This is a genomic window from Paenibacillus sp. FSL R5-0744 (assembly GCF_037972555.1).
Taxonomy (GTDB): domain Bacteria; phylum Bacillota; class Bacilli; order Paenibacillales; family Paenibacillaceae; genus Paenibacillus_AQ.
This window is the reverse complement of sequence record NZ_CP150228.1, coordinates 785,343-799,670: the sequence shown is the minus strand read 5'-3', so window position 1 is coordinate 799,670 and position 14,328 is coordinate 785,343. Positions and strand designations below refer to the sequence as shown.

The following is a 14,328-nucleotide window of genomic DNA, read 5'->3' as shown; positions in this document are numbered from 1 at the left end:
ATTATTCACTTTTAATCAATAAATATAAAAAGTATGGGGCACCGATTAAAGCCACGATTACTCCTGCTGGTATTTCAGTATTGGCTACTACCATTTTACCAAGTGCATCTGCAATAACAACTAATCCTCCACCTATTAATAGGCATGCGGGAATCATTATTTTATGACCACGAAAGAGTCGTCGAACTAAATGTGGAACCACTAAACCTACAAATCCAATACTCCCACTAACGGCAACCGCTGGTGCCGCCAATAATACACTACATACTAAAAACCAAACGCGATATTTATTTAAAGATACCCCTAAACTAATGACTACAGGATCGTTAAGCCTTAGCACATCCAATATAAGATGATTCCGAATTAATAAAGGCACAATAATAAGTAACCAAGGCAGCATAGCATACACGTGACTCCAATTGCTATTCCCTATGTTCCCTGCCAGCCACACTTTGATCATCTGATATTGCGAAGGATCTAGTACGAAGGTTAACACAATCATAAATGCGCTAATCGCAGCTGCAACAGCAATACCTGTATAAATTAATCGAATGGGAATAATGCCTTGATTGCGATCATAGGAAAGCAAAAATAAGAGCGCCACAACGATAAATCCGCCCAATAGGGCGTACAAGGGCTGAACATAAGTATGTAAGCCGGTAGAGCTATTTTGTAACAGCAAAAATAACATCATGGATAATCCAGCTCCAGCATTTATCCCCAGTATGCCCGGGTCCGCTAAAGCATTTCGGCTTATAGCTTGTAGCAGCATTCCTGCTATCGCCAACGCGCCACCCACTAGAAACCCCAATATCATTCGAGGAATACGAAACTGAAAAAGTACAAGCTCCTGCCTCGGTGTTCCATTTCCTAATAGGGTCTGCCATAACTCTTGTAAGCTTAAGCTGCTTTGACCAGTAGATACACTATATATAAAGCCTAGCAGTAAAATGATAGCTATAATTATAAATTTCCATCTAAGCTTCACTATAGTTCCCGCCTTTCTTTACGTGCCAAATACAGAAAGAACGGAACTCCAATAACTGCAATTACAGCGCCGACAGGTATTTCATAAGGAGCATTTACGATACGTGCCACTAAATCAGCAAGCACAACAAGGATTGCCCCCAGAACTGCGGATAATGGAATAATATAACGATAATCTACACCCACTATGTAACGTACCAAGTGCGGAGCAATTAAGCCAACAAAGCTTACAGATCCAGCTAAAGCACATGAAATCCCAGCTAACATAAAAGCGGATAAAAGCGCGAGGTTCTTGATAAGCTTAATATTAACGCCTAGCCCTTCCGCTGTCTCATCCCCTACAGATAATATGGTAATCGACTTTGAAATTACGATGGCAAGTAATAGCGCAAGGAGCATCCAAGGCAACATTTGCTGTAAATGGGCTATGCTAATGCCACTTAAACCTCCTCCATACCAAAAAGCCACCTGCTGTGCCACTGAAAAAAAGATACTTATTCCTTCACTTAGGGCAGTTAGCATAGCAGATATGGCAGCACCCGCCAGTACAAGGCGAATAGGTGTCATTCCTCGTTTACTTAATAAGCCAACACTAAAGACTAAACCTGCTCCCAATCCCGCACCTAGAATACAGAGCCAAAGTGTACCTGTGAATGTAAGCGTCGGCAGGAAAACCATAGCAATAACTAACGTGACCCCGGCCCCAGCATTTAACCCAAGAATACCCGAATCCGCTAAAGGATTGCGACTAATCCCTTGAATAATCGCTCCACTTACTGCAAATCCAGCGCCTGTAGACATAGCGGCAAGTACCCGGGGTAAGCGAATCGACTGGATTACCTGATGAGTAGACGCCTTATCATCAAAAGCGATGATCGACATAAATACATCTGCAAAGGGTATTTTTTTCGCGCCAAGGGCCATAGCAAGTACTAATACTCCTATTAATAGGAGGAGCATGAAGATTAGCAATAATAAAAAGGAGAGCTTTTTTTCTCCTGTTAGAGATGATTTCTGAACATTCGCGGCCAATGTTTCCAACCCTTTCCCTTCACTTTACAAAAAGAGCCAGCCAAGGGCCAGCTCAGATGCAAACGAATATGATTTCTAACGCAAGTCAGAGGATGTGGTAAGCATAAATTTGACGGCCCGACTAATCGCACCCGAGATTACGCTCACATGCTCCTCTTGAGCAAGCAATGCCCAGCTTACTTCGAAGCTTGGAATGTGTAAGGACATCATGCTATTACATAAATCCAAGCTATCCTTGACCATATAATCCAGCTCTTCTCCACCGGCAATCATAAGCGTTTTAGGTAAATGACTTAACGTATTGCTGTGTAAATCAGCTTTAAAATTCTCATACTCATTTAATAATGCGTAATCATTCCACCAGATGGAAGCACTGCTTGCAATATAATGCGAAAACAAGGTAGGTTGTGTAAACAAGGCATGCAGAACAAATAATCCGCCAAAGGAATGACCAAACAATGCTTGCTTCTGCTCATTTATAACGAACCGCTGGGCAATGGCTGGCATTAACTCTTTTTCAAAAAAAGCAAGCAGCTCATCTGCCCCGCCAAATTCTGGCCAAGGCTCCCCGTTGGGACGTTTCGGTAAATTCGCAAGCTCGGCTGGCATAGTTAAATCATAGGTCCGACGCACTGTATCAAATGCCTCACCCCCAGGATAGCCGATGCCGACAACAATCGCGGGTGGATATCCTTTGGGCTTACGTGTCAGCAATCGGGTGATTTCAGCAGCGGTTTCAAAAAGTCCATTACCATCTAGCACATAAATGACGCCGTAGCCATCTTTTGCGGGCTCATCTAAAGGTTTGGCAATAAAGATTTCATAGTCCTTATGATTAGCTTTACTCGTAATCAGCATCGTTTCATAGTTGGGCTTTACATACGGTTTGATGATCATGGCTTTAGGAACTTCACGATATCGTCCATCGTCTTTTGATAAGCAATTAATCCGCTGGATCTCCAGTGATCACCATCCACCTCGAACACTTTACCTGCTTGGACTGCAGGCAGCGCATTCCATAAAGGACTAGCTTTAATGTCTGCCAGGAAGGCATCTCCGAGACCATCATTATCATTAATAAAGATGTAATCAGCATCTAAATCAGACAGCATTTCCAGCGAAATATCCGCAGACATTTCACCTTCTACAAGAGTACTTTGAGCAAAGCCTAGCTCACTCAGCACATAACCTCCGTAATGGAAATTACCCACTAAAAAGATCGCACGCGCATTCGCATTAATATAAATCGCTTTTTTACCGGCAGAAACGCTAGCTAACTGTGCTTTAGTCTCTTCTAGCTTTGTATTATAAGCAGCAATAGCTTCTGTTGCTTTATCCTCTAATCCTAGCAATTTCGCAATCGTTTCTGTTGCTTCCACTACGTTACCCAGAGCATTCTTAAACACATAAGTTGGAGCAATTTGCGAGTAGTTTTCATAGACACCATTTTGTGCATAAAACGCCGTTGGGAATATAATTAATTCCGGCTCCAAATCCACTACAGATTCTGGAGAGGGAATACCATTAGCGAAGCTGATTTCTTCTACACCACTTAACGTATCCTGTAGATATTGCTGTGGTCTTTCACCCGTGGACCATTGCGCTACCGGGGTTACACCAAGCGTTACTAAGTAGTCCTCTAGACCAGGCGCATACACCTTTTGTACAGTTCCGGGAATGTTTACTGTATTGCCTACTTGGTCAGTTACTACAAACGCCTCTCTAGCCGCTACTTCCGCTTCTTTTACAGCGGGTTCCTCCGTTGCGCTCGCTTCGCTAGTTGTTGCTGGAGTATCTGTTGCTTGCTGATTCGCTGTATTATTACTGCCGCAAGCTGTTAGTAGAATGGATAATAAACCAACCATTACAACATAACTTATTATCTTTGTATTAAACCCCTTCATGATTGACCTTCCCTCTTTCCTATTTTCTCAATAATAATCATTCTCAGTATTGAGTGTATAAGAGATAGGGCTCATTGACCATGTAACATCTTATGATTCCTCATGTACATTTTCAAGGTATCATCATCACTGCAAGTTCTTCTAGCATCCGCTTTAAAGCCACAGGAGAATATTCGAACCAAGGATCAGAATGAATAACATAGATTTGTTGCTGTTTAATAGCCTCTAACTGTTTGAATCCAGCGTCTCTCTGCAAATGATGCCATGTTGCGCGTGACTCATCATCTGGGCATATAATCGTAAACAGCTTATCTACCTCCAACTCACCTAGCTCATCAAAAGTAATCTCGGCATTATACAGACCAGGCTGCTCATAACTAGATACCGCTCCCAAATCCTGAAATAAAAGATGCTCGATGCCTGTATTGCAATAAGCAAAAATTTGCTGCTGATAGATACGTATAACTAGAACTTTAGGTGGATTTGTGATCCACCCTAACTCGCAACGAACGTCTTCCAATCTTGCCCTATACTGTGTGATCCATTGTTTCGCTTCTTCTTGTTTATTTAATCGGGCAGCAAGTTCAGTTAACGCTATTAAGCAATCTTGTTTATCATCCAGCCAATAGATTGGAAAATGATCCTCTATCTGTTTTACCAGCTCTGACGACAATGCTTTGGGAGAAATAAGAAGATCGATTGGCAAATGCAATAGCTCATTTGGGCTGCAATAATTTTTATTTTGCGTCAAAGTTACCTTATGCTCGATTTCTTGCGACCACAAATTATAGTAGTACGGTGTCCATTTTGCACTTAAGGGTGCAGCAAATGGGATGATTCCTGCCGCATGTAAATACCCCATCATATTCCCAGTTACAACACCGATATTAGATTTTTGCTGGCTAGAATACATCGTTGGGGAGATCCCTTCGACCTTTTTGAACACTCGGCTAAAATAAAACTCATCACTATATCCAACAGCCTCTGCTATAAACTTCAAGCGAACGTCTTCCTTTTGCAATAATTGTTTAGCCTTTTGAATCCGCAGCTGGGTAACAAACTCCATTGGACTTTGTATATATTCCTGTTTGAACGCTGAGGAAAAATAACTGGAACTAAGACCAGTAAGATCTGCTAAATGAGCCAAAGATAAGGGCTTCGTGAAATTCTTTTCTATGTATTTTCTAACCTCACTTAAATCTGTCTTTTGAGATTGTTTTTGCATTCTGTCACCTCTTTACTGCTTATATATTAATACAGCTTGATTAATTCGATGATTGATAATTATTCTCAATTATACTTTTGTTTTGGGAAGCTAGCAATGGTTGGAAGTGTATAGCCTCGTAAAAAAAAGACGCTCAGGGAAATCCCCTCGCGTCTTCTTTATGTGTATCTATGGGCATCTCTACCCTAAATAGCCCTTCTTATTTTGAATCAACAACCGGAACGGAAGCTGGAGCTGCAACTCCCCCTTCATTCTTCTGCAAGTTCTCTTTCACTTCTTCAGTCCCTAAGGACTGTACAGGAGCACCGATGCTGAAACTATCGATGATCTTCCCAAGTGTGGCTTGGTCAAAGTCTTCTTGAGCGTAAAGTTCAATGGTAAAGCCATCTTTTTCCCAAATCACAATTCCATTTGCAAAATAAACCTTAGTCCCGTTAATTACTTCTGTCTTCACTTCTTCCGTAGTACTGATCCCATTGTCGCCGCCCTTGGAGATTAGGAAATTAACAGCTTTATCACCGGAGTTATACTGCACTTCAACCATGCTGGTCCCCTGAAGAACAACATTCACAAACTCATAGTCTGCCATCCAGGTTGGTGCCGGGAAGTTCATTCCAAGCTCTGCACGTGCTTCATCCAGGGTTAACTTAGCTACAACCGGCAATTCAATGGCAACATTCTCCCCGCCTTTCCCCTCTTCAGATGGAGTCATTGACTGTGCAGCCGAAGGGATTTCCTTATCGTATTGCGTGATTTCGAGATTTCCTACTTCAAACTTTGCCATGATTGATTGGAACATATCCTGTGCATAGGAGGTTGCAGAGAATGCTCCACCTAGACAAATTACTGCACTACCAATCACTATTGCATTTCTCCAGCTGCTTTTTTTCATCGTTATCCCGTCCTTTTTCTCTGATTTGAGTTCAAGAGCTCCGTGGTCCAGCTTGTATACTAAACGGTTATAAATTCTTTCTTTGGCGGCAGTGTTATCCTGTTCAACATTCTCAAGCAGTTCTATGGTTTTGCTGAATTTTGTGAGATCATCATTTTTCTTATTCATGGTTGAATCCTCCTGCTTTTAAGGAAATATGCAGTTTCTTCAGACTTCTATGCAATACGACACCAATATTGGACTCACTGACGCCCATGATCTGTGCGACTTCGGAATTTTTCAGCCCAGCCCCATATTTCATTGCAATGATATTACGTTCCTTCTCACGCAGCTTGGAGAGCGCCTTAAACAGTGCTTGATTATTATCCTCACGAATCGCCAATTCCTCCGGAGACGGCTTGGGAAATATGAGCTCCAGCAAAGAATCTAGTGAGGTGTAGCTTCTTTTCTTCTGCCCTCGGAAGTAATCCGTCACAGCGTTCCTTACAATGGCAAACAGCCAAACCTCAAAATTCGATTTTTCTTCTGAAAAGCTGTAATACTTACACATCACCGTCTCAAACACCTGACTGCAGATGTCCTCTGACACGTGGTGGTTATTAATACGATAACTAATATATTTGTAAACACGTTTGTAGTACGTATCGTACATCCGGGTAAATTCCTCTTTTGACATCATGGCACCACGTGATCTTTCGATATTCTTGTAACGGTCCGCAGTACCCTGGATAACTTCCATCTTCACCCTCCTTCCACCTCACCTTCATCGAAAAGCTAAACAAATTGCGCAATTTGTTGTGAAGAAACTTACATAAGTTAATACGTAGAAAAGCCCAAACCATTAACAAATGTTTTGATAATTGTGGGATTAAGAAACCATCATACAACTTATAGTTCACCAAATGGAGACGGAGGACCTTTTTCAGCGATCGTTCATGGGGTTAATAATCACAACACAAAAAAACGCCACCCCGAAAGGCTGCGTTAATGTTTATCCCTTACTTACTGCTCCCCTAGCTTAATTAATTATTTTTGCAGGTGCAAGCTTTAGTAATTCTACATTTAGGCGTTGCTCTGCTTCCTCATCAATACGATACCCATCTGCTTCTAACCGTTCTATTTGCCGATCTAAGAAATAAACCGTATTAAAAATCTCAGTAGCACCTAGCACGGATAATACAGGTTTCAATGCATATTCAATAGCTAGAAGATGACCTAACGAACCCCCAATAGCAATAGGTACAATTCGCTTATCAACCAGCGCTTTTTGCGGAAGGAGATCTAAATAGGTTTTTAAAATCCCCGTATAGGAAGCTTTATAGATAGGCGTTAATATGGCAACAATATCTGCTTCTTCCACTAGCGCATTGGCCCCAAGAATCTCCTCGCTGGCAAAATTGGCCGTAAGCAAATCAATTGCAGGTAGCTCATGGACATAGATCGAATGATGCCCAATCCCCTCTTGTTCTAAAAATCTTCCAACCTGCTGATGGATAGCAGTCAACCGGGACTTTCTAGTATTTCCTCCATTAATAATGACTGCTTTGCTCATTACACATTCCCTCCTGTGCTCGCAACGGTTAGTGTTTTTTCAAATGTGGGTACAACAGGTACAGATAGTCCTAAATTTCCTCGAAGCGTGTTACTCTCATATTCAGTGCGGAATAAGCCCCTACGCTGTAGTTCAGGAATTACCAATTCAACAATATCGTTAAAGCCCTCTGGGAAATGGGGAGGCATCACATTAAATCCATCTGCCCCTTCATTTAAGAACCATTCTTCTAATTGATCTACGATTTGTTCAGGGGTTCCAACGATTTCCCGGTGTCCGCGTGCTCCAGCGATCCGTTCATAAATTGCACGTATGGATTGCAGATTTTCACGTTTGGCAATATCACGAATAATGTTGTAGCGGATACGCGGATTGGTCTCATCTTCAATGGAACTGAATTCCGGAAGTGGTTCTTCGACATCATACCCTGACAGATCAATGTTAGTGAAAGCTGACAAATACGATAATCCTACCTCAGGCAAAATGTAGCTGTTTAATTGCTGCTGTTTCAACAAAGCTTCTTCCTCAGTTTTCGCTACAGTAATAAACACACCCGGCATGATCTTCAAGTCCTCCGGCTTACGTCCATATTTATCCAACCGACCCTTTACATCCCGATAAAAGGTTTGCGCTTCTTCAAGGGTTTGCCATGCTGTAAAAATAACTTCCGCGGTCTTCGCCGCCAGTTCTTTTCCAGATTCAGACGACCCGGCTTGAACTATCACTGGATGTCCTTGTGGTGTTGTGGATGAGTCAAGTGAACCTTGCACTTTAAACCAGGCTCCTTCATGGTCAACGGGATGTACCTTGTCTACATTTAAATACCGGCCTTGTTCCTTATCGATGACTAGCGCCTCAGACTCAATGGATAACCAGAGCTGTTTGACAACCTCCACAAATTCCTCTGCACGTTCATAGCGGGATGCATGCTGCAAATGTTTATCCTTACCAAACAGGAGAGCTTCCCCCTCATTAGCTGATGTTACTACATTCCAGGCGGCACGCCCCTTGGATAAATGATCAATAGCTGCAAATTTACGCGCTACATGGTATGGATCGTTATAGGTAGTCGTCAAAGTGGCCGTTAACCCAATATTCTTAGTTACCGCTGCGAGTGCCGAAATAATAATAACGGGGTCTAGCTTCAATGATGATTGTGCATTTCCCGAAAGCTTTTGACCCAATACATCTGCAAAAAACACCATGTCGAACTTACCACTCTCAGCCGTTTGTGCAATCTCCGTTAAATACTCCAAATCAAATGCCCGACTTGCCCCTGAAGAAGGATGACGCCAGCTTGCTACATGATGACCAGGTAGATTAATGAATGCCCCGAGTTTCATTTGTTTTTTTGTCATGCTAATCACTCCTATTGTTTATTTTTCAACTTATATAGAAAATTATTTAGCAAAAGGATTAAATTCGTTCGTATATAACTCTTCCGGTTTCACTTGGCCTTCTTTAAGCTCCCCATTTGCCACAAGCCAATCAATCCAAACATCGTATTCCGATGGTGTGATCACACCGCCTTTTTCAGAGATGCCCGTACTCTTCCAAAACTTAAGATTATCTGTGGTTTCCTTGCGTTCACGCTTATTAATAATTTCCTCGAATCGTTTAATTACTTCCTCCCTAGGTGTCGTTCGGGCCCATTCAATCGCCTTAGCCACTCCATCTACAAATTGCCTGACGGTATTAGGATTATCCTTGATATACTGATCTGTGAAAAAGTAATCACCCGCAGTAAACTCTGTCCCAAACACATCAATATCCTTGAAAATTTCTGCGACCCCTCCTGTTGTTAAAGCCCGATCTCGGGCAATCCCGCTTAACATAACCACATCGATCTGATGATTTCGCAGAATCTGTTCTGCACTAGAACTTGGGACTGTAACCAAGGTTACTTGTTCAATTTCTTTTTCGGTCAAGTTGCCTTGGCGTAAATAATCTTTAATGACGAATTCCGAATGAGCACCGAGAATATTCACCCCTACCTTTTTACCAATAAAATCTTTAGCCGACTTTATAGCTCCCCCCTCGAGGGCATATGCACCTACATACGTATTTTTATCACTGCCATAGGAGCCAATGACCGACTTTATTTTTACGTTCTTGGCGTAAGATTTAATAATGGCTCCATTGAATGCTGCACCAAAGTCAATTTGTTTCGTCGCGGTTAATTGAATACTTTCTGGACCACCCACGCTGTCACCAATAGACTCTAACTTCAGATCTCCTAAGTAGCCTAAATCGGCAGCTAGCTCTGGGAAAGAGACACTTCCAGGGGCAGACTGATATTGCAGAATCTGATCTTCTCCACTTTTCGCGGAGGACTTACCTTCTGAGCAGCCAGATAAAATACCACTAACCAAGCCTACAAATATAAGCAGTGCTACTGTTTTGTTCATCTCGCTTCTCCTTTTCCAAATGAATTCTATATTTCTATATGACAAATTAATTCAAGCGGTTTAATTGGGATTAATAATAAAAAAATATCATTCAAAATCATCCTTCTATTCATTCACCGGTTGCTTCCATTTAGAAAATTTACGCTCGACTAAGGTCAAGCCTTGGTTGATTAGCAAGCCCAATAAGGCAATGGTTAATATACCGGCGTACATTTGAGGGATTTGGAAGTTATATTGAGAATAAGTGATTAAATAGCCTAAGCCTTCTTTTGCCCCTACCATTTCTGCAGCAATCAATACTAATATCGCCCCTGTTCCTGCCATCCGAATACCTGTAAAAATAGTTGGCACGGATGCCGGCAAAATCACCTTTAGAAATAACTTAAACGACTTAATATTCATGGATTTGGCCGCTTTTATAAGCAAGGGATCAACGTTCCCTACAGCAGCAATCGTATTTAGAAGAATAGGCCATGTGCAAGCAAATAGGACGATCGTAATCTTGGAGGTTTCACCAATCCCTAGCAGCAGCATAAATACCGGAAGTAAAGCGAGCGCAGCCGTATTTCGGAACAACTCCAACACTGGATTTAACAACTCCCTAGCTAATGGATACCAGCCAATCAGTAATCCTAACGGGATCGCAATTATTACCGCTAACGCAAATCCACTGAACGAGCGAATGATACTCGCTAAGAAATGAGTGAATAGCTCACCTGAAGCTATCAAATTCCATAAGGCGGTGATTACCTCAGAAATAGGTGGGAAAAATGCTGCGTCAACTAAGCCCGCCCGTGGTGCGATTTCCCATAGTAAGAACAATAAGACTAAAACAATAGACTGTTTAAACACCTTAAGCACGCCGGAAAAAGAAACAGGATTTCGTTTCTTCAGCTGTAACGTTGAATGAGCAGTCTTTACGGATTCGATGGGAATACCCTCCTTTATCAACTAAATATACGCACCTCTGTATTCAGGTTCATGCAAATAACCCCACACTTCATGACGTGCCTTCACAAAATCAGGATGTGAGCGAATATCCGCATCTTCCAATCGTGATTGAAGCGGAATATCTACAATCTTCCTCACCGTACCCGGCCCTGGTGTCAAGACGACTACTCGCTCCCCAAGATAAACGGCCTCATCAATACCATGCGTAATAAAAATTATGGTTTTTTGGGTCTTCTGCCAAATTCGTAAAAGCTCACTTTGCAGTGATTCTCTTGTTTGGGCATCCAGTGCGGCAAAAGGCTCATCCATTAACAAGACGTCTGGGTTAAAGGCAAGACTTCTGGCAATGGCTACACGCTGCTTCATCCCCCCGGAAAGCTCATGAGGATAACGATCTCCGAAATCACTAAGCCCAACTAATGAAAGAAAATGCCTAACCTGCTCTCTACGTTCGTGCTTTGGGATTCCCTTTGCTTCTAAGCCAAATTCAATATTGCCACGCGCGGTCTTCCATGGAAATAAAGCATACTGCTGAAACACAATACCCCGATCAAGCCCTGGACCTGTTATGGGGTGACCATCTATTAAAATGCGACCTTGTGTTGGTGATGATAAACCGCTGATCAAATCAAGCAAAGTTGATTTACCACACCCGCTTGGACCTACTATCGTTATAAACTCACCTTTTTTTACGGAAAAATCCAACTCTTTTACCGCTGTAAATTGCCCTGTTGCCTCCTTTTGCTTGGAATCTCGGACACTGAAGGTTTTGGTGACACTCTCAAACCTGATTTTTTCAGAAGCAGCCATGGACTTCACCTCTTTTAGTTATTATTCGGATAAGTAAACAAAAAGGCTCAGGTGACAACGACTAGCGTTTGTCCCCTGAGCCTCTGGTTGAACCAGTCAGCATATTCCGTTTTAAACATTTGAATACTTAAATTTAAGTATTTGTAATTTGTATTAATCTGATGGGATTACTATATTTTAATCCGGTGGGATTGTCAACAATAAATTCAACTATACTTAATTAAACCCAATATTGGCATATTTATTCAACGAATGAAATGCTGCATGATGAATGGTGCTACGGACGAAGCTGTAAGCAAGCTGAACAATGTAATTGCATAGTCGTTCAAAATATGCGCGATACTAGATGCCCAAATATTCTTAGTCTTCATATAAGCCCCTGTAAGAACAAGACGTACAAGGCCAATACCTACAAGTGCTTGTACGAGATTCCAATGATAGGTTGGTAGGTGAATGGCTCCGAAGATTACTGCTGTAACAAGAAATGCAATCCAGATTCCCGCTCTGCGAGAAAGCTTGAAATTCACCACACACAATTGCAATATAAACAGGAATGGTAAAATGGTTAACAATTCTTCACCAACAAGTTGAATCCCCATTTTGACAAACATCAATACTTTACCAAGAGAATCAAGTTCTGCAAAGACATTAACTACTGCATCAGCTACAGTATTAACTTTTACTACATAGACTAGAATGAGACCGACAATCGGAGTAGCAATTATATTAAAGATAAAGAACAGCACACCCCACTTAACATCATTCTTTGTAATTTTACGAAACAGGTGATTCGCATGACCCTTAGATGCCCAAATGAATGCAACAAGCGGAATTCCCGTGAACAATATAGGTGCTAAATATTCGTTAACTTTCAATGGTATAAACGGTATTCGAGTGGTCAACGCGATAAATCCCAATACAATCGCTACCATTACAACGAGCCATTTCATAACAGGAATTTGTACAGGTAATTCATTGTAAAACGGGTAATCTAAATTTTCTTTTGCTTTTTTCATGGGTTTCTTCCTCCAAATATCGTACTAAACTCTTGATACCCATAAGTTAAACCACTTATATGAACCTAATGTGAACTGGATGAATATACAGAAAATTTTCAGAAAAAAACCAAAAAAAAATGCCAATCTCCATTAGGAGTGGCACTTATCTATTCATTTGATATTCCTTATTTGCCTGTCGCTTTTCGTTCGCCAAGCAAAGAGTTTAATTGCTCCAACAAATCCCCGCCACCCGTAAAAGATATGGATCCGATTTTCTCGCATATTCTCTCGAGGAATTCCAGCTCTTTCAGTCGGAACAGCGTCTGATTCTCATCCATTAGCTTTGCGGTGTTAAGCAAGCTTCGGGTTGAGGCCGTTTCTTCACGACGAGTAATTAGATTTGCCTGTGCTCTTTTCTCCGCAAGCAGAACGGTGTTAATTATATCTCTCATTTCCCCTGGCAAAATGACATCCTTAACCCCAGCACTCAGGAAATCTACTCCGAACTCTTCACCCTTCTCACGTAAACGGGATAGGACGAACGACGCAACGTCCTCTTTTCGTTTCAGAAGATCATCCAATTTGAGCGTTCCGACATATTCCCGCAGCATAAGCTGAAGCTGGATATGGATTTGCTCGTCAAATGACTTCATTTCCAGAGCACGTAATGGCGTTACGATCTTGTACTGACAAACGAAGTTAAGCCGCAGCGAAACTTTGTCTTCAGTCATGATCTCTTGGCCGATGAGATCCATTTGTTGTTGTCTTAAATCAATCGTCTTTACCACAGTCGAAACTGGACCTCTCCAGAAGTGGTACTTGCCAGGAGGAAGTTCTCGTTGTAATACATGATCATAAAACAGAAATCCAGATTCGTAGCTCGCAATTTCGTAGGACTGCACATTTGCTGTTAGCTTCGCTATAATTGCGCGGTTTACCTCGACAGGCAATTCAGGTTGTCTGATATCTGCATGGAAAAAGGTGTGTTCTTTAAGTATATTCCAGAATGCGTAGACACCAGGCTTAAGTAATTGAACAAATTGCCCGTCCTCATAGTACAGAATATACTCGTGATCTTGTACACGTACGATATCGAGCTCACGCACGAGATCTTCATCATGAAGGAATAACTTCATATCTTTTCCTTCCACATTAAACGGTTTAGCGATATTCAACACCACAACGGTGGATTTTGACCACATTGAAAAGTGATAGCTCCCCGGCATCAGCTTTTTCACATAACTTCCTTTATGAAATAGCAAACCACGTTCGTCAGCTTGAATCGTTACTTTGTTCAACATAATGTTTCCCCCTAATTAGTTCGACCATTGGTCTTAGAATCCCACTGAAGTTCTGGCGGAATCTCGTTTTAGCTAAGCGATTTATCTATTGTTCTCATGGATATTCTCACACTTTAATCTAAGAGAACTTCCTGAAATTTCGCACAAGCGGTATCCACGGATTGCAAAGCCTTACTTCAGTGCACTAAAGCTAGCTGCAAGGGATTCTAGCCTTTGGTCTTTTCTTCAATTTTTCGCTCGATTTAAAGTCGAGTGCTCTACCAGAATC

Annotated in this window: 14 protein-coding genes; all 14 read right to left on the bottom strand. The window is 41.7% G+C overall.

Annotation, left to right across the window (positions count from 1 at the left end; genetic code table 11):
• Nucleotide 1: 1 nt before the first annotated feature.
• The 14 genes from MKY19_RS03565 to MKY19_RS03500 all read right to left on the bottom strand — a co-directional run bounded on the left by MKY19_RS03565 (nucleotide 2) and on the right by MKY19_RS03500 (nucleotide 14,060).
• Complete coding sequence (locus tag MKY19_RS03565; protein ID WP_339800372.1) at nucleotides 2–988, bottom strand: iron ABC transporter permease; 987 nt, start codon at nucleotides 986–988, stop codon at nucleotides 2–4.
• Complete coding sequence (locus tag MKY19_RS03560; protein ID WP_339800369.1) at nucleotides 988–2,028, bottom strand: iron ABC transporter permease; 1,041 nt, start codon at nucleotides 2,026–2,028, stop codon at nucleotides 988–990. The genes MKY19_RS03565 and MKY19_RS03560 overlap by 1 nt, the downstream gene beginning before the upstream one ends.
• A 66-nt stretch (nucleotides 2,029–2,094) precedes the next feature.
• On the bottom strand, nucleotides 2,095–2,916 hold the full coding sequence (locus tag MKY19_RS03555; protein ID WP_339800366.1) for an alpha/beta hydrolase-fold protein: 822 nt from the start codon (nucleotides 2,914–2,916) through the stop codon (nucleotides 2,095–2,097).
• On the bottom strand, nucleotides 2,913–3,923 hold the full coding sequence (locus MKY19_RS03550; RefSeq protein ID WP_339800363.1) for an ABC transporter substrate-binding protein: 1,011 nt from the start codon (nucleotides 3,921–3,923) through the stop codon (nucleotides 2,913–2,915). Before MKY19_RS03550 ends, MKY19_RS03555 begins: the two co-directional genes overlap by 4 nt.
• A 112-nt stretch (nucleotides 3,924–4,035) precedes the next feature.
• Nucleotides 4,036–5,148 (bottom strand): helix-turn-helix domain-containing protein, encoded by a 1,113-nt coding sequence (locus MKY19_RS03545; protein ID WP_339800361.1) that lies wholly within the window; start codon nucleotides 5,146–5,148, stop codon nucleotides 4,036–4,038.
• Between the two features lie 199 nt (nucleotides 5,149–5,347).
• On the bottom strand, nucleotides 5,348–6,208 hold the full coding sequence (locus MKY19_RS03540; protein WP_339800358.1) for a hypothetical protein: 861 nt from the start codon (nucleotides 6,206–6,208) through the stop codon (nucleotides 5,348–5,350).
• Nucleotides 6,201–6,779, bottom strand: coding sequence for a sigma-70 family RNA polymerase sigma factor (locus MKY19_RS03535; RefSeq protein WP_052404147.1), 579 nt, complete (start codon nucleotides 6,777–6,779; stop codon nucleotides 6,201–6,203). The genes MKY19_RS03540 and MKY19_RS03535 overlap by 8 nt, the downstream gene beginning before the upstream one ends.
• A gap of 279 nt (nucleotides 6,780–7,058) precedes the next feature.
• Nucleotides 7,059–7,592: an NADPH-dependent FMN reductase gene (gene ssuE / locus MKY19_RS03530; protein WP_339800355.1), complete on the bottom strand. Its 534-nt coding sequence runs from the start codon at nucleotides 7,590–7,592 to the stop codon at nucleotides 7,059–7,061.
• The gene (locus tag MKY19_RS03525; protein ID WP_339800352.1) at nucleotides 7,592–8,950 is read right to left on the bottom strand and encodes an LLM class flavin-dependent oxidoreductase; all 1,359 of its coding nucleotides are present in this window, start codon (nucleotides 8,948–8,950) and stop codon (nucleotides 7,592–7,594) included. Before MKY19_RS03525 ends, ssuE begins: the two co-directional genes overlap by 1 nt.
• A 42-nt stretch (nucleotides 8,951–8,992) precedes the next feature.
• The gene (locus MKY19_RS03520; RefSeq protein WP_339800349.1) at nucleotides 8,993–10,000 is read right to left on the bottom strand and encodes an ABC transporter substrate-binding protein; all 1,008 of its coding nucleotides are present in this window, start codon (nucleotides 9,998–10,000) and stop codon (nucleotides 8,993–8,995) included.
• 105 nt (nucleotides 10,001–10,105) lie between these two features.
• Entirely contained in the window at nucleotides 10,106–10,894 is a 789-nt protein-coding gene (locus MKY19_RS03515) for an ABC transporter permease (RefSeq protein ID WP_339804138.1), read from the bottom strand.
• A gap of 57 nt (nucleotides 10,895–10,951) precedes the next feature.
• The gene (locus tag MKY19_RS03510; protein WP_339800346.1) at nucleotides 10,952–11,761 is read right to left on the bottom strand and encodes an ABC transporter ATP-binding protein; all 810 of its coding nucleotides are present in this window, start codon (nucleotides 11,759–11,761) and stop codon (nucleotides 10,952–10,954) included.
• Between the two features lie 245 nt (nucleotides 11,762–12,006).
• Nucleotides 12,007–12,777, bottom strand: coding sequence for a type II CAAX endopeptidase family protein (locus MKY19_RS03505; RefSeq protein ID WP_339800343.1), 771 nt, complete (start codon nucleotides 12,775–12,777; stop codon nucleotides 12,007–12,009).
• 167 nt (nucleotides 12,778–12,944) lie between these two features.
• On the bottom strand, nucleotides 12,945–14,060 hold the full coding sequence (locus MKY19_RS03500; RefSeq protein ID WP_339800340.1) for a slipin family protein: 1,116 nt from the start codon (nucleotides 14,058–14,060) through the stop codon (nucleotides 12,945–12,947).
• Nucleotides 14,061–14,328: the final 268 nt, after the last annotated feature.